The organism is Cellulomonas sp., from assembly GCF_017744555.1.
Classification (GTDB): Bacteria; Actinomycetota; Actinomycetes; order Actinomycetales; family Cellulomonadaceae; genus Cellulomonas.
The window spans coordinates 64,501-80,689 of sequence record NZ_JAGIBD010000001.1; the positions used below are offsets into that span (position 1 = coordinate 64,501).

The following is a 16,189-nucleotide window of genomic DNA, read 5'->3' on the forward strand; positions in this document are numbered from 1 at the left end:
CGGTACCGGACCGGTCGGCCGGAACCCCGGTCCTGAGGCGTTGTCCCGCCGGTCGTCCCGGTAGCCTTGCCGCGTGACCCTCCGCCTGTTCGACTCCGCGACCCGCACGGTGCGCGACTTCGTCCCGCTCGTCGCGGGCGAGGTCGGCATCTACCTGTGCGGCGCGACCGTCCAGGCTCCGCCGCACATCGGCCACCTGCGGTCGGGCATCGCGTTCGACGTGCTCGTCCGCTGGCTGCGCCGCACGGGCCACCGCGTCACGCTCGTCCGCAACGTCACCGACATCGACGACAAGATCCTGCGCAAGGCCGAGGAGGCCGGCGAGCCGTGGTGGGCGTGGGCGATGACCAACGAGCGTGCGTTCACGGCCGCGTACGACGCGCTGGGCGTCCTGCCGCCCTCGTACGAGCCGCGCGCGACCGGGCACGTCCCCGCGATGGTCGAGCTCATGGAGCTGCTCATCGCGCGCGGGCACGCGTACGCGGCCGACACCGGCGACGTGTACTTCGACGTCCGGTCGTTCCCTGAGTACGGCGCGCTGACCAACCAGCGGGTCGACGACATGGTCCCCGCACCCGACGAGGGCCCCGAGGGCGACGACAAGCGCGACCCGCGCGACTTCGCCCTGTGGAAGGCGGCCAAGCCGGACGAGCCCGCGACGGCGTCGTGGGACACCCCGTACGGCCCCGGTCGCCCCGGCTGGCACCTGGAGTGCTCGGCGATGGCGCGGCGCTACCTCGGCGACTCTTTCGACATCCACGGCGGCGGTCTGGACCTGCGCTTCCCGCACCACGAGAACGAGCAGGCCCAGTCGCGGGCCGCCGGGTACGGGTTCGCGCAGTACTGGCTGCACAACGGCTGGGTCACGCAGGGCGGCGCGAAGATGAGCAAGTCGCTCGGCAACGGGCTGCTCGTCGACGTCGTGCTGCAGCAGGTGCGGCCCGCGGTGCTGCGGTACGCGATGACGGCCGTGCAGTACCGGTCGATGCTCGAGTGGACCGACGACACCCTGCGCGAGGCCGAGGCCACGTGGGACCGGCTCGCCGGGTTCGTCGAGCGGGCCGCGGAGAAGGTCGGTGCCGCGGACGACGACGAGGTCGCGAAGGCCGACCTGCCCGACGAGTTCGTGCAGGCGATGGACGACGACCTCAACGTGCCGGCCGCCCTCGCCGTGGTCCACGAGCACCTGCGCAGCGGCAACTCGGCGCTCGCGTCGGGCGACCTCACGACGGCCCGGACCGACATGGTCGCGCTGCGGGCGATGCTCGACGTGCTCGGCCTCGACCCGGCCGGGCGGCAGTGGCGCGGTACCGGCGGCGACGCCCGGTACGCCCGCGCGCTCCAGGCCGTCGTCGCGGGCGAGCTCGAGGCTCGCGCGCAGGCCCGGGCGGCCCGTGACTTCGCGACGTCCGACGCGATCCGCGACCGGCTCGCCGCCGCGGGGGTCGTCGTCGAGGACTCCCCAGGCGGCGCGCGCTGGTCGCTCGCCACCCAGACGCCCGACCAGGGCTGACCCCACCGACACCCGCACCGGGCCTCCAGGCGCGGCGCGACGACACAGCAGGTGCGCGTCCCGCGTGCGCACCGATCAGACATTGGAGCAGTGATGGCCGGCAACTCCCAGCGCCGCGGCGCGACCCGCAAGGCGGGGTCGAAGAAGGGCGCGACCGTGGGCACGGGCGGCAAGGGCCGCCGGGCGCTCGAGGGCAAGGGACCGACCCCGAAGGCCGAGGACCGCGAGTACCACCCCGCGGCGAAGCGGAAGGCCGCCGCGGAGCGCCGGGCGGCGACGTCGCGCGGCACGTCCGGGCGACCGTCGGCGTCCGCGTCGCGCAGCGCCGCCGGGACGAAGGGTGGTCGCAAGAGCTCGACGCACGAGATCGTCTCGGGTCGGAACTCGGTCGTCGAGGCGCTGCGGGCGGGCATCCCTGTCTCCACGGTGTACCTGGCGGCGAAGCTCGAGGCCGACGAGCGGACCCGCGAGATCATCAGCACCGCCGCCGATGCCCGCTACCCGCTGCTCGAGGTCAGCCGCACCGAGCTCGACCGGCTCACGGACGGGTCCGTGCACCAGGGCGTCGCGATCCAGGTGCCGCCGTACGCGTACGCCGACGAGGACGACCTGCTCGACGCCGCCGAGGCGTCCGACCAGGCGCCGCTCATCGTCGCGCTCGACGGCGTCACCGACCCGCGCAACCTCGGCGCGGTGCTGCGGTCCGCCGGGGCGTTCGGCGCCCACGGGGTGCTCGTGCCCGAGCGGCGTGCCGCGGGCGTGACCGCGTCCGCGTGGAAGGTGTCCGCCGGTGCCGCTGCGCGCGTGCCCGTCGCCCGCGTGACGAACCTCGTGCGGACCCTGCAGGCGTACAAGCAGGCCGGTGTCTTCGTCGTCGGGCTCGACGGCGGCGGCGACACCCAGATCGCCGACCTGCCCTACGCGCAGGACCCGCTCGTGCTGGTCGTCGGGTCGGAGGGCAAGGGCCTGTCCCGGCTCGTGCGCGAGCAGTGCGACGCGATCGCGTCCATCCCGATCGCGTCGGCCGTCGAGTCGCTCAACGCCGGGGTCGCCGCGGGCATCGCGCTGTACGAGGTGTCGCGCACACGCGCGTCCTGACGCGGTCGCCCGACTGCTCGTCGTGAGCCGGCGTCCGCCGCGCCGGTCTCCGGTCAGCCGATGATCTGGTCGTCCTCGACGCGCGGGATCACGTCGGTGTCGCGCAGGTCGCCGGCCTGGACGCCGAGGATGGACTGCTCGTCGGGCCGCTGCGGCAGGATGTCGCGCACGTAGCTCTTCACGGTCTCCTTCATCGGCACGTCCCGCTGCTGCTGCTGCGACAGGTACCACCGGTGGTCGAGGAGCTCGTGGAAGATCTGCGCGGGCTCGAGCTTCTTGCGCAGGTCCTTCGGGACGCCGCGGACGGCCGGCTCGAACACCTCGGTGAGCCAGTCGTGCGCGACGAACGCCTCGTCCTCGCGCTGCCGGTCGGTCGCGGCGCGGTACTCGTCGAGGTCGTTGAGCATGCGGCGGGCCTGGTTCTCCTGCACGTCGAGTCCCGTGAGCCTCATGAGGCGGCGCGAGTGGTGGCCGGCGTCGACGACCTTCGGCTGGATGAGCACCGTCGTGCCGCCGACGTCCGTGGTGATGTCGAGCTCGCCCACGTCGAAGCCCAGGTCGTTGAGCCGGTCGATGCGGGCCTGCACGCGCCACCGCTCGCCGTACCCGAACGACTCCGTCTCGGTGAGGGCCCGCCACAGGTCGCGGTACCGCTCCGCGAGGGCGTCCCCGATCGCGACGGCGTCGACGTCCTCCTCGAGGAACTCGCCGGCCTGCAGGTCCATGAGCTCGCCGATGATGTTGACCCGCGCGACCTCGAGGTCGTACTCGCGCTGGCCCTGCGTGAGGGTGTCGTGCAGGTCGCCCGTCTCCGCGTCCACCAGGTATGCGGCGAACGTCTCGGCGTCGCGGCGGAACAGGGTGTTCGACAGGGACACGTCGCCCCAGTAGAACCCGATGAGGTGCAGCCGGACGAGGAGCACCGCGAGCGCGTCGATGAGCCGGGTGGCCGTGTCGGGCCGCAGCGACTGGCTGAACAGCGACCGGTAGGGCAGCGAGAACTGCAGGTGCTCGGTGATGAGCACCGCCTCGAGCGGCTCGCCGTCAGGGTCGCGCCGGCCGGTGATGACGCCGACGGGCTCGACGCTCGGCACGTCGATCCGGCTGAGCTGGCGCAGCAGCTCGTACTCCCGGTAGGCGACGGTCTCGCCGATCTCCTTGATCGCGACGACCCGGCCGGACATGCGTGCGAACCGCACGACGTGCCGCGAGATGCCGCGGGGGAGGGCGGCCAGCGTCTCGGCGGGCCAGTCCTCGAGCGGGATGTGCCAGGGCAGGTCGAGCAGCGCCGGATCGGGCGAGGCCGCCGTGATCTGGAGCCGCTGCGAGTCGGGGGTCATGGGTCGATTCTCGCAGGCGATGCCCACACCGCTCGGGAGCTCTCCCCACGAGGTGACCCGGTCGCGCGTTGGAGGTTTCCCACACGCCGGTGCCCGGCGCCGCACCGCCGGGTCGGACACCTCCCGGGACGCCGAAGGGCGGGTCCGGTTCGAGAACCGGACCCGCCCTTCGGGTGAGGCGTGGGACGTCAGACGGCGATGCGCACGCCCGAGCCCGCGTGGAAGAGGTGCTGCTCGCCCGGGCGGATCTTCACCCAGATCGTCTCGCCCTTGCCGGGCACCTGGCGCGGGTCGACGCGGACGATGACCTGCGCGTCGCCGGCACCGGAGTGCACGGACGCGGCCTGGCCGAACTCGTTGGTCAGCGAGCCGTAGACGAACGCGTCGGAGCCGAGCTCCTCGACGATGTTGACGATGACCGGGAACGCGTCGGCCGTGCCCTCGGGCACGACGTCGAGCGACTCGGGGCGGAAGCCGACCGTGATGTGGTTCTTGTCGGCCTCGGTGAGCGACGCGATGACGTTGCGCGGCACGGCGACGCGGGCGCGGCCGAGGTTGGCGTAGCCCTCGAGCACCGGGAACGTGCCGATGTTCATGGCCGGCGAGCCGATGAAGCCGGCGACGAACACGTTGGCCGGGGTGTCGTACATGTCGCGCGGGGTGCCGACCTGCTGCAGGAGGCCGTCCTTGAGGACCGCGATGCGGTCACCCATCGTGAGGGCCTCGGTCTGGTCGTGCGTGACGTACACGGTGGTGACACCGAGGCGACGCTGCAGCGACGCGATCTGCGTACGGGTCTGGACGCGGAGCTTGGCGTCGAGGTTCGACAGCGGCTCGTCCATGAGGAACACCTGCGGCTGGCGCACGATGGCGCGGCCCATGGCGACACGCTGACGCTGGCCACCCGAGAGGGCCTTCGGCTTGCGGTCGAGGTACTGGGTGAGGTCGAGGATCTTGGCGGCCTCCTCGACGCGGGCGCGGATGTCCGCCTTCGGGGTGCCGGCGATCTTGAGCGCGAAGCCCATGTTGTCGGCGACCGTCATGTGCGGGTACAGCGCGTAGTTCTGGAACACCATCGCGATGTCGCGGTCCTTCGGCTGGACGTCCGTGACGTCGCGGTCGCCGATGAGGATGCGGCCGGCGTTGACGTCCTCGAGGCCCGCGAGCATGCGGAGCGAGGTCGACTTGCCACAGCCGGAGGGGCCGACGAGGACGAGGAACTCGCCGTCCTCGATGTGGAGGTTGAGCGCGTCCACCGCGGGGCGCTCCGTGCCCGGGTACACCCGGGTGGCGTTGTCGAACGTAACCGTAGCCATGATGTGCAGTTCCCTTCACCGGCAGGTACGTGCCGGACGATCCGTTGTGAAGAGTGCCAGAGGTGTCTTCGCTGACACGGACCGAGGTATGGCGGAAGCCATCCTCGGTCCGCCGTCATCATGCCACACAGGTCTCAGGACCCCGCCAGGGGGGTCACCCGATCACCCAGGCGTCGTCACCGACGCTGAGGGAGAGCAGGTGCCGCCACGTCGCCAGGAACGGCAGGTCGTGCGGGGCGTCGGCAGGGACGGCGTCCTCGACGTCCGCCTTCCACACCGCGCGGCCCGTCCGCGGGTCGACCGCGAGCGCGGTGAGGTTGTTCGCGGAGACCGCGAGGACCAGGTCGCCGTCCACCGTGACGCCGGTGGCGCCGGGCAGCGGAGCGCGCCACAGGAGCGTGCCCCGGTGCGCGTCCCGCGCCCGCACGCCGTCCTGGTGCGCGACGTAGACCGTGCCGTCCTGGACGGCGACGGTGCCGGAGTCGGGGAAGGCCTCGGCGTCGTGCCAGAGCTCCTCGCCGGTCGACGCGTCGCGGGCGACGAGGCCGTCACCGTCGCGCGACGCCCAGAGCTCGACGTCCGGGGCGCTGCCGTCGTCCGCCCTCGACGCGAAGGGGAGGCCGGGCGCCCGCACCTCGGCGCCGTCGAGCAGCACCGTGCTCTGCGGCTGCCCCGTGAACACGTTCTCGGCGACGACCGTCGCGCCGCTGCGGGACGCGTAGACGAACCCGCTCCTGACCTCGCGGTCGGCGAGCACCGTGCCGTCGGCCCCGACGACCCAGGCGTGGTCGCCCACGGTGACGGCGAGCCATCCGCGCCCACCGGCGAGCTGCCCGAGCGGTGCGGTGTCGACCGTGAGCCCGTCGTTCACGGCGTCCGTCGCGCGTGACGTCGTCGTCGTCCACACCTCGGTCCCGGTCAGGTCGTGCGCCGTGAGCGTCCAGGCGGTCGTCGTGCCGTCGTCCTCCGGGAGCGCCGTGACGACGCGGTCGTCGACCACGCCCCAGCTCTGGGCCTGCGACGTCCACGAGCCGACGAGGGTCCGGGACGCGACGTCGACCACGGCGACCCGGACCGGGCCCGGCACGGCCGGGTCCGGGCGGCGGGTCACGCAGGCGACCTGGGACGGATCGGATCAGGCCCGGGGACCGCCGCGCACTCGCCGTCGCGGGCACCTGGGACGTCCCCGGTGGGCACGGCCACGCTCCACAGCCGCGCACCCGTCGCGGGGTCGATGCCGACGACCGCCAGGCCCCCGTCGCCCGCGGCCAGGCCCACGAGCACGTCACCGACCTCGGCCGAGTACGAGGCGGCGTCGTCGATCTTCCACAGCGCCGTGAGGGCCCGTACGGGGGCGGGGATCGCGAGCACCGTGCGCACCGGTCGGTCCTCGGCGAGCTGTCGGCGCGCGTCGACCGCGGTCTGCAGCATGACGAGCGTCGCGACGAGCACGAGCGCACCGCCGGCCAGCCACGGCCACGGCGGCCGGCGTCGGACCGGCCGGGGCGCGGGGGAGCCGCGGTCCTCGTCGTGCTCGACGAGGTCGACCTCGCGCATGTCGCGGCTCATGCCGCGGACACTAGGGCAGGCCGTCAGCCGACGACGGTGAGGCCGTCGGGCGAGACGATCGCGAGCATCCCCCACCCGGTCGTGAGCCAGCGGGCGGTGCCGGAGCCGTCGTCCACGAGCGGCCGGGCGTCCTGCGTCCAGAGCTCAGCACCGTCCGCCAGCCCGTACGCCCGCACGGTGAGCGACGGGGACAGCGCGAGCAGCACGCGCCCATCGGTCGCGAGCCGCCGCGTGTCGGGTCCGCGGGCCGCCCAGACCCGGCGGCCGGTGACGGCGTCCCGGGCGACGACGCCGTCGGGCGAGGCCGCGTACAGCACGCCGCCGAGCAGCAGGGTCGCCGTCACGGGCTCCCGGCTGCGCCACAGCTCGCCTCCCGTACGACCGGACCGGACCACGACCGGGCCGTCGAACGACTGCATGACCTCGACGTCGGGGGCGCTGCCGTCGTCGACCGTGGGCGGCTGGACGGTGTCCCGGACCGTGAGGGTCCGGCCGTCGGCGACGAGGGTCGCGCGCGGGCGGTCGAAGCCGCTCGCGGCCGACCAGTCCACGAGCCCGACGACGCCCGTGCGGCCGAGCGTCGCGACCTGTGCGCCCGTGTCGAGCGCGGTCAGCAGCGTGCCGTCCGACCCGAGCAGCCACGCGTGGTCGCCGTCCGTGAGCAGGAGGCGGTCGCCCGCCGCCTGCAGGTCCTGCCACGCGAGCTCCTGCCCGTCGGGGCCGATGACGACCGGGCGGTCCCACGGTGGTGTGGTCGTGCGCCACACGGGGTCCGGCTCGTCGACGGCTGTCAGGTCGGTCGCGAGCACGACCCAGGTGGTGCCCGCGGGGTCGTCGTGCGACGACGCGAGCACCACGCGCGACCCGTGCACGGTCCACAGCTCGGTCCGGACGGTGCGGACGACGACGACCGCGCCGTCGTCCGCGTCGAGCACGACGAACGCGGTCGGCCGGGGACCGGGCGAGTCGGGCGTGCTCGGTGCGGGTCCGGCGACCGCGCACACCACGCGCGCGGAGCGCGCCGGGTCGCCGAGCGGCGCGCACGTCACGGGGGCGCCCGCGCGCGGTGCGACGGCGCCGACGGGCACCTCGACCGTCCAGCGGGCCTCGCCGTCGGTCCGGTCGACCTCGCGGACCCGCAGCGTCGCGTCCGCGGTCGTCTCGGCGGCGACCAGGTGCCGGCCGGCGAGCGCGGCGAACGCGGGCGACCGGCCGTCGCCCGACGGCCGCCAGCGGGTGTGCAGCCGGTCGCCGAGCGGCAGGAGCGTGCCCGGGACCGTCGCGGCGCGGTCGAGGTCGGCGCGGGCCCGGGCGTCCGCCGACGCCTGGTACGTCACGAGGGCTGCCACCAGTGCGACACCCACGACGACGGCCGGGACCCGCCACCGGTGCGCACGACGGGGACCGGCGGGCGTGCGCCGCACCGGCTCCGACGGCTCCTGCTCGACGAGCTCCACGTCCTGCATCTGCCCGTGCACGGCCGACCCTCGCTCAGCCGAGCACCGCGACGGAGCCGTCGGGGAGCTGCACGTACAGGCGTGGCAGCCGGGACGAGACCACGAGCTGCTCGCCCGACCAGGCGTGGCTCGCCGACACCTGCGCGAGCAGGTCGGTGCGCCACAGCGCGTGGCCGTCCGACAGCGCGTACCCCTCGGCACTGAGGCCCAGACCACGGACGACGAGCGAGCGGCCGTCCGTCGTGATCTCGTCCACCGACCGCGAGAGGTCCGCCGACCACACCGTCCGACCGGTCGTCGCGTCGAGCGCCCGCAGCCCGTCGGCGGTGCCGACGAACAGCCGGTCGTCCAGCAGCAGCGCCGTCATGGCCCGCACCCGCACGTCCCAGACGCGCGTCCCGGTGCGGCCGTCGCGCGCCTCGATCCGCGAGATGCCGCCCTCGGACTGCTCGGCGCAGAACACGAGACCGTGCGCCGACCCGTCGTCCACCGGCAGCCACAGGGGTACCGACGCGGTGCGGACCCACGTGCCGTCGTCGCGCAGGATCGCGCTCCTGCCGCCGCGCCCGTCGTACGTCGACTGCACCAGGCCGCCGGCCCGCGTGAGCTCGACCCACGACGTGTCGTCGATGAGCACCGTCCGGTGCAGGGTGCCGTCCGCGCCGAGCTCCCACGCGTGGTGGTCGACGATGAGCAGCACCCGGTCGTCGCGCGCGTCGAGCGAGGCGGACCGGGTGGACGAGTCGTACGCCGTCGTGTCCTCCCGCCCGACGGCGTCGACCGGTGGGGTCGTGTACGTCCAGGACGTGTCCCCGGTGCGGCCGTCCACCGCGGTCACGGCCCAGCGGACCGTACCGGCGTCGGGCGCCGCCGCGGTCGTGCCGTCGAGCAGGACGGGCACGGCTGAGACGACGTCGCCGTGCGAGAACGTCAGGCCGGACTCGCCCGGCAGCGTGGCGGTCCGCAGGAGGCGGCCGTCCGCGGGGTCGAGGACCCACACGGTCATGTCCGGGTTCGCTCCCGCGGTGCCCGACTGCTGTGCGACGCATGCCACGAGCGCGTCCAGGGGCGCGCACGTGGTCCACGCCTCGGGTGCGCCACCGTCCGCGGTCATCAGCGGCGTGCCGAGGTCCACCGAGGTGGTCCACCGCCGCTGCCCGGTCGCCGCGTCGAGCCCCCACAGCTCGAGCGACCCCGGTGCGGTCCCCGCGACGCCCACGAGCGTCCCGTCGACGACCGTCCCGCCCTGCAGCACCTGCTGCGCCGCGACGCCGCCGCGCCACCGCACGTCGAGGCCGCCCTCGACCGGGGCGAGCACCCCGGGGATCGCCGCGAGCTCGGCGAGACGGGTGCGCTCACGCGCGTCCACGACCGCCTGCGTCGCGACCAGGGCGACCGAGACGGCCACGCCCGCGACCGCGAGGCGGCGGGCGTTCCGGCGCAGCCACGGATGCCCCGGGGACACGGTCGGCGGTGGCGCGTCACCCGGTCCGGGACCGTCGGGCTCGACGAGCTCGACGTCCAGCATCCGGCCGGACATGCGGCCACGGTAACTCCGGTCGGGGCATCCGGCCGGGGGGAGGGACGGGCCTCACGCCTCCGGTTGAGCGGCCGGCTGGTCGGCCAGGTGGTCGGCCAGGTGGTCGGCCAGGTGGGCGAGGGCCGCGACCATGCCGTCCGGGTCCGCGACGCGGAACCGGGCCCGCGTCGCGCCGTCGCCGACCTTGACCGTGACGTCGTGCTCCCCGAGCACCTCGAACGCGTGCTCGTCGGTCACGTCGTCGCCCGCGAACACCACGACGGGCGCACCGAGCTCGCCGCGCAGCGCCGCCATGGCCTCGCCCTTGCTGGCCTTCAGCACGGAGATCTCGACGACGTCCTTGCCGTGCAGCACCCCGGAGCCGAGCCGCTCGCCGAGCGCGACCGCCTCGGCCTCGGCGGGCTCGGCCACCTCGGGCGGGGCGAGCCGCGTGTGCACGACGACGGCCGTCGGCTTCTGCTCGACCCACACGCCGTCGCGGCCGCGGGCGACCTGCGCGGCCTCGGCGCCGAGCGCGGCGAGCCGGTCGGCCTGCTCGTCGGTGAGCTGCACGACGTCCCGGTCGAGCCCGAAGCGCGTGACCCGGGCCCGCTCGGCGCCGTGGCTGCCCACCAGGTATGTGCCGGCGGGGACCTCGGCGAGCGCGTGCAGGTCGTTCATCGCCCGGCCGGACACCAGGGCGATCTCCAGGCCGTCGGCACCGGCGAGCCGGGAGAGCACCTCGACGCCCGCGGGCAGGATGCGGGAGCGCGACGGGTCGTCCTGCAACGGGGCCAGCGTGCCGTCGAAGTCGAGCGCGACGAGCAGCGGCCGGGCGGCGTCGTCGGCCGCGAGGCGCGCGAACGTCTCGCGCAGCGCGTCGGCGTCGGCGGGTTCGTGCACGGTCGTCCTCCCGGTGGTCTCAGACATGGTCGGTCCGGGCGGGCACGGCGGTGAGCACCGCGAGGAACTCCTGCGACCAGGCCGACACGTCGTGCCCGAGCACACGGCGGCGCAGCCGGCGCATCCGCTTGCGGGCCTCGCGCGGGTCGATGTGCACCGCGTACGTGATGGCGTCCTTCATGCCGTCGATGTCGTGCGGGTTGACGAGGATCGCGCCGCTCAGCTCGTCGGCGGCCCCCGTGAACTCCGACAGGACGAGCGCCCCCCGGTCGTCCGACCGGGCGGCGACGTACTCCTTCGCGACGAGGTTCATGCCGTCGCGCAGCGCCGTCACGAGCATCACGTCCGCCGCGAGGTACAGGGCCGCCATCTCGTCCATCGGGAACGACTGGTGCAGGTACTGCACGGGTGCGTGCCCGACCTGGCCGTGGTCGCCGTTGATCCGTCCGACGAGCAGCTCGACGTCGTCGCGCAGCTGCTGGTACGCGCCGACGTTCTCGCGGCTCGGGCTCGCCACCTGCACGAGCGTGGTGGTGCTCGGGGACAGCCGGCCGTCGTCCAGCAGCTCGCCGTACGCCTTGATGCGGTGCCGGATGCCCTTGGTGTAGTCGAGCCGGTCGACGCCGAGCAGGAGCACCTCGGGGTCGCCGAGCTCGCGGCGGATCTGCCGCGCCCGCTCCTGCACCTCGGGGCTGCGGGCCAGCTCGTCGAACGCGCCCGAGTCGATCGAGATGGGGAACGCCGCCGCCCGCACGTGGCGGTCCACCTTGCCGTGCCGCATCAGCGTGATGATCTGGCCGCGGGTCGTCTCGTCCGTCAGCCGCCGGACCACCCGAACGAAGTTCGATGCGTCCCCGGCCCGCTGGAAGCCCACGAGGTCCGCGCCGAGAAGACCCTCGACGACCTGCTTGCGCCACGGCAGCTGCGTGAAGATCTCCAGCGGCGGGAACGGGATGTGGTGGAAGTAGCCGATCCGCAGGTCCGGGCGCAGCTCGCGCAGGTACTTCGGGACGAGCTGCAGCTGGTAGTCGTGCACCCACACCGTCGCGCCCTGCGCCGCCTGGTCGGCGGCCGCCTGCGCGAAGCGCCGGTTGACCCGCTGGTAGGCGTCCCACCAGACGCGGTGGAACTGCGGCGCCGCGATGGTGTCGTGGTACAGCGGCCACAACGTGTCGTTCGAGAAGCCCTCGTAGTAGCGGGCCACCTCGTCCTCGCTGAGCGCCACGGGCACGAGCTGCGTGCCGTCGACCTCGAACGGGTCGAGCTCGAGGTCGGGCGAGCCGCCCCAGCCGACCCACGCGCCCTCGGCCTGGGCCATCACGGGCGCGAGGGCCGTCACGAGCCCGCCCGGAGATCGGGTCCACGTCGGTTCGCCGTCGTCGCCGAGGCTCACGTCCACGGGCAGTCGGTTGGCGACGACGAGCAGGTCGTAGCCGTCGGCGGCCACGTCAGGGCACACAGGATCAACTCCTCGGAGGGTGTCCGACGACCCTATCGAGGGCCCCTGACGAGCGCCGCCGGGCGGGCGCACGTCACACCGCACCGGCTCGGACCCCGGCCCCAGCCCGCCCGGAGGGTGAACCCGCGCGGCGCCGAGGCCCGCCCCCCGGCCGACGGCTACCGTGCGGTCATGGAGCGGATCGGGCTGGCGCCGGGGGCGGAGATCGGTGGGTACACCATCGTGGCTCCCCTGGGCTCCGGAGGCATGGGGGCCGTCTACCGGGCGGTCGACGGGGGCGGCACCCCGGTGGCGCTCAAGCTGCTGCACCCGCACGTCGGCACCGACGCGGCCGTCCGCGACCGGCTGCGCCGTGAGGTGCACGCGCTGCAGAAGCTCCGCCACCCCGCCGTCGCCGCGATCCTCGACGCCGAGGCGGACTCCACCGAGGCGTTCATCGTCACCGAGCTGATCGCGGGCGACACCCTCGAGGAGCACGTGCGCGAGCGCGGGACGCTCGACGCGGCCGGTCTGCTGGAGCTCGCCGAGGGCCTGCGCGCCGCGCTCGCGGCCGTGCACGCCGCCGGCGTGGTGCACCGCGACCTCAAGCCGTCCAACGTGCTCGTCACGGACGACGGTCCCGTGCTCATCGACTTCGGCATCGCGCAGGCCGCCGACGACACGAAGGTCACCTCGACGGGCCTCGTCATCGGTACCCCCGGGTACATCGCGCCCGAGCTGCTCGAGGGCCAGGACCCGTCCCCCGAGACGGACTTCTGGGGCTGGGCGGCCGTGCTGGTGTTCGCCGCGACCGGCCGCGCCCCGTTCGGCACCCGCCCGCTGGAGGCCGTGCTCGCCCGTGCCCGGGCCGGGGAGGTCGACGTCGCCGGGCTCGGCCCGCTCACGGCGGCCGCGCTGCGGGGTGCGGTCCCGGGCGACCCCGCCGGCCGGACCGCCCCCGACGACGTGGTGGCGGCGCTGACCGTCGTCGCCGCCGAGGGCGACCTCGCGCCCGACGAGGTCGCCACGACCGAGCTCGACGCGAGCACCGCCACCGGGCGGGGGGACGTCGACGCGTCGGCCCTCGCGGGAGCGACCGGCGGTGCCGCGACCGCGACCGTCGTGGCACCCGTCGTCGGCGCCGGTCCCACCGCGGGCGGCGGCACCGCGACCCTCGTCGCGCAGGACGGCCTCACGCGCACGTTTGACCCCACCGTCGATCCCGTGCCCGCCGGTCCCGGCGCGCCCCCGGACGGCGAGTGGGCCGACGACGAGCTCGCGTACGACGACGACTACGACCCCGAGGGCGTCGACTGGATCCAGGACGACCTCGACGCGTCCGAGGTGCCCGAACCCGAGGGCTCCGGCTACGTCCGTCCGCCGGCGCGGCGCCGCTGGGGGACGCTGCTGGCCCTCGCGCTCGTCGTCCTGCTGGCCGGCAGCCTGTACCCGGGGATCACGCTGGTCGTCGTGGGTGTTCTGGTCGTCCTCGTGCGGACCGCCGGCTCGGCCGTCGAGTCGATGCATGCGCGCCGCGAGCGGGCCGGCGTGCGACGGTCGGACCACGCCGTCACCGTGGCGGCGACCCCGTGGCACCTGCTGCGCAGCGTCGTCGGCCTCCTCCCGTCGGTGCTCGTCGCCACGAGCGTGGTGGTGATCGTCGTCGGGGTGCTGTGGTGGCTGATCGACTCCGGGACGTGGGTGCTGGAGGGTGCGCCGTCCGGGTCGGAGCCCGAGGGGCTCACTGCGTCGCTCGTCGTCGGCGGTCTGGTGCTGCTCGGCGTGCTCCTCGTCTGGTGGGGACCGCTGTCGTCGATGACCCGCACGGGCGCCCGCCGGGTGCTCGCCGTCGTCGCGCCCGGCCGTCGGGGCGCGCTGATCGCGGTCGTGCTGCTGCTCGTGGCCGCGGTGATCCTGTTCGCGGTCCTGCGCGACGGCGCCGCGATCGTCTGGGCGCCGCTGCCGACGCCGACGCTGCCCTGACGTCGTCACGGTCCTCGCGGGGCTCGCCGGGGGCCTCCGCACGACGAAGTCGCGGACCCGGTCCGCGCCGACAGGTCGTGGCCCTACCCTGACCTCATGCGTGCGCGACGGGAGCCGGTGGCGACCGTGCCCGTGCGCGCCCTCGCGCGGGTGCCGCACCCGGTCCTGGCGGTCCCCGTCGTCGCGCTCTGCCTCGTCGTCGGCCTCGCGCTTGCGGCGCAGGGGCGGGTGCTGCTGCACCAGTGCCTGCCCGCCGGCGGCCTCGGCCCCTGGGGCGTCGGGATGGCGGTCCTGCGGGACGCCTCCGAGTGCCCCGAGGGGAGCTACGCGCTCGGGTCCGTCACGAGCGGTGCGGTCGTGCTGCTCAGCGTCGCGGTCCCGGTGCTGGTCGCGCACCTGCTCGCCGCCGCATGCGGCCTCGGCCTGTCGGCGGCGGTCGTCGCTGCCTTGCGGGCCGTTCCCGGGCTCCTGCGGACGCTCGTCCGGCCCGTCGCTGAGCCCGTCGCGCTCGTGGTGCGCCGGGCCCGCGCGGACGTGCCCGACGGTCCAGCCCGGCCGCACGCGCGGCTCCTCGTCGTCCATCTCCCGGTGCGGGGGCCGCCCGCCGTCGTGTGACCACCCCACGACAACCCACCGAACGACCAGGAGACCGTCATGCCCACGAACGACCCACGTCCCACGAAGAACCAGCGTCGCGACGAGGCCCGCGCCAAGGCCCTCGCGATGCGCAAGGAGCAGGAGCGCAAGGCCAAGCGCAACCGGCTGCTCGCGATCATCGGCCTCTCGGTCGCGGTGCTCGCGCTCGTCGCCGTCGCCTTCTTCATCGTCAAGCAGGACCGCGACACCGCCGCCGCGAACTCGAGCATCGCGTACGGCAACGGGGGCGGCGACGTGAAGCCGCCGTCGCTGTCCGACGTCACCGCGCCCGAGCCGGCCAACGAGAGCGGCGCGATCCCCGTCGGCAAGGACGGCGTCGGCAAGCCCGGCGACGGCGACGTCGTCGTGAAGGTCTACTTCGACTTCATGTGCCCCTACTGCGGCCAGTTCGACGCGATCAACGCGAAGGCGCTCGACGAGATCGTCGCCGACGGCGGCGTGACCGTCGACTACCACCCCCTGTCGTTCCTCGACCGCGCGTCGCAGGGCACCTTCTACTCGACGCGGACGGCGAACGCGGCCGCGATCGTCGCCGACCAGGACCCCGAGCACTTCACGGCGTTCGTCACCGCGCTGTACGCGAACCAGCCCGAGGAGAACAGCAAGGGCCTGACGGACGCCAAGATCGAGGAGATCGCCACGGGTGTGGGCGTGCCTGCCGACGTCGCGGCGACGTTCACGGACACCGTCGACGGGACGTTCGAGAACGCCGACGGCGCGACCGAGAACGGCACGTGGCGCACGTTCGCCCCCTGGGTCGCCGCGACGACGAACCAGGCGACGACCGACCTGCCGAAGCTCTCGACGCCGACGATCCTCATCGACGGCGAGGCGTTCACCGACTGGTCGACCGAGGGTGCCCTGCAGGCCGCCGTCGAGGCCGCCAAGACCGCCAAGGGCTGACGCCTCGACGCGCCGAGGGGTGGTCGCTCGTTGCGACCACCCCTCGGGCGCGGTCCGGCGGGTCGACCGGCGTCGGTACGCTGGGACCCGCTTCGCCTCCTTAGCTCAGTCGGCCAGAGCACCTGTCTTGTAAACAGGGGGTCGTCGGTTCGAATCCGACAGGGGGCTCCATCCGCCCGTCACCCGGCGCGGAAGCAGCCGGGCGCGTCGGCGACCTGCACGCCGAGGTTCGTGGTGACCTGCGCGAGGTCGGGGCCGAGCACGACGTCCGGAATCGCGAGCGCGTGGGTCGTCCCGCGGGCGTCGGGTGCCTCGAACGGCGAAACCTTGACCGATACAGACCGTGGTGCCGCTGCCGTGGCACGCCGACGCGCGCCGTCGTGGACGCCCGCCGGGCGGCGCGCTCGTCCCCAACTGAAACTTTTCATCGATGTACAAGGCCCTGGCGGAGGGCCAGCATCTCCGGGTGTGCGCGCGACGGGGCGCGCTATCG

The 16,189-nt window shown here is 74.3% G+C and carries 13 protein-coding genes and 1 tRNA gene; 6 read left to right on the forward strand and 8 right to left on the reverse strand.

What is annotated here, in order from left to right; translation table 11 throughout:
* The first annotated feature begins 73 nt into the window (after nucleotides 1-73).
* Nucleotides 74-1,513, forward strand: a complete 1,440-nt coding sequence (cysS, locus tag J7523_RS00275; RefSeq protein WP_291881053.1) for a cysteine--tRNA ligase — start codon at nucleotides 74-76, stop codon at nucleotides 1,511-1,513.
* 93 nt (nucleotides 1,514-1,606) lie between these two features.
* Entirely contained in the window at nucleotides 1,607-2,611 is a 1,005-nt protein-coding gene (rlmB, locus tag J7523_RS00280; protein WP_291881055.1) for a 23S rRNA (guanosine(2251)-2'-O)-methyltransferase RlmB, read from the forward strand.
* A 53-nt stretch (nucleotides 2,612-2,664) separates the two neighbouring features.
* Here rlmB and J7523_RS00285 read toward each other — a convergent pair whose 3' ends face one another.
* The 8 genes from J7523_RS00285 to J7523_RS00320 all read right to left on the reverse strand — a co-directional run bounded on the left by J7523_RS00285 (nucleotide 2,665) and on the right by J7523_RS00320 (nucleotide 12,162).
* On the reverse strand, nucleotides 2,665-3,951 hold the full coding sequence (locus tag J7523_RS00285; protein ID WP_291881057.1) for a DUF4032 domain-containing protein: 1,287 nt from the start codon (nucleotides 3,949-3,951) through the stop codon (nucleotides 2,665-2,667).
* A 188-nt stretch (nucleotides 3,952-4,139) separates the two neighbouring features.
* Nucleotides 4,140-5,267, reverse strand: a complete 1,128-nt coding sequence (ugpC, locus tag J7523_RS00290) for a sn-glycerol-3-phosphate ABC transporter ATP-binding protein UgpC (protein WP_291881059.1) — start codon at nucleotides 5,265-5,267, stop codon at nucleotides 4,140-4,142.
* Nucleotides 5,268-5,421: 154 nt separating this feature from the next.
* Nucleotides 5,422-6,378: a PQQ-binding-like beta-propeller repeat protein gene (locus J7523_RS00295; protein ID WP_291881061.1), complete on the reverse strand. Its 957-nt coding sequence runs from the start codon at nucleotides 6,376-6,378 to the stop codon at nucleotides 5,422-5,424.
* Nucleotides 6,375-6,836 carry a hypothetical protein gene (locus J7523_RS00300; protein WP_291881063.1) on the reverse strand — a complete coding sequence of 154 codons (462 nt, stop codon included), beginning with the start codon at nucleotides 6,834-6,836 and terminating at the stop codon, nucleotides 6,375-6,377. The genes J7523_RS00295 and J7523_RS00300 overlap by 4 nt, the downstream gene beginning before the upstream one ends.
* 23 nt (nucleotides 6,837-6,859) lie before the next feature.
* Nucleotides 6,860-8,314, reverse strand: coding sequence for a hypothetical protein (locus tag J7523_RS00305; RefSeq protein ID WP_291881066.1), 1,455 nt, complete (start codon nucleotides 8,312-8,314; stop codon nucleotides 6,860-6,862).
* A 13-nt stretch (nucleotides 8,315-8,327) separates the two neighbouring features.
* Nucleotides 8,328-9,833 carry a PQQ-binding-like beta-propeller repeat protein gene (locus J7523_RS00310; RefSeq protein WP_291881068.1) on the reverse strand — a complete coding sequence of 502 codons (1,506 nt, stop codon included), beginning with the start codon at nucleotides 9,831-9,833 and terminating at the stop codon, nucleotides 8,328-8,330.
* A gap of 51 nt (nucleotides 9,834-9,884) precedes the next feature.
* The gene (otsB, locus tag J7523_RS00315; protein ID WP_291881070.1) at nucleotides 9,885-10,742 is read right to left on the reverse strand and encodes a trehalose-phosphatase; all 858 of its coding nucleotides are present in this window, start codon (nucleotides 10,740-10,742) and stop codon (nucleotides 9,885-9,887) included.
* Nucleotides 10,735-12,162: a trehalose-6-phosphate synthase gene (locus J7523_RS00320; RefSeq protein WP_291881648.1), complete on the reverse strand. Its 1,428-nt coding sequence runs from the start codon at nucleotides 12,160-12,162 to the stop codon at nucleotides 10,735-10,737. Before J7523_RS00320 ends, otsB begins: the two co-directional genes overlap by 8 nt.
* A gap of 183 nt (nucleotides 12,163-12,345) precedes the next feature.
* Here J7523_RS00320 and J7523_RS00325 point away from each other — a divergent pair, with 183 nt between their 5' ends.
* From J7523_RS00325 to J7523_RS00340, 4 genes are all read left to right on the forward strand, one after another.
* Nucleotides 12,346-14,136: a serine/threonine-protein kinase gene (locus J7523_RS00325; RefSeq protein WP_291881071.1), complete on the forward strand. Its 1,791-nt coding sequence runs from the start codon at nucleotides 12,346-12,348 to the stop codon at nucleotides 14,134-14,136.
* A 96-nt stretch (nucleotides 14,137-14,232) separates the two neighbouring features.
* A complete protein-coding gene (locus J7523_RS00330; protein ID WP_291881073.1) occupies nucleotides 14,233-14,751 on the forward strand; it encodes a hypothetical protein in 519 nt (172 codons plus the stop codon).
* Nucleotides 14,752-14,790: 39 nt separating this feature from the next.
* A complete protein-coding gene (locus J7523_RS00335) occupies nucleotides 14,791-15,696 on the forward strand; it encodes a thioredoxin domain-containing protein (protein WP_291881074.1) in 906 nt (301 codons plus the stop codon).
* Nucleotides 15,697-15,790: 94 nt separating this feature from the next.
* Nucleotides 15,791-15,867: transfer RNA gene (locus J7523_RS00340), tRNA-Thr, on the forward strand.
* Nucleotides 15,868-16,189 lie beyond the last annotated feature (322 nt).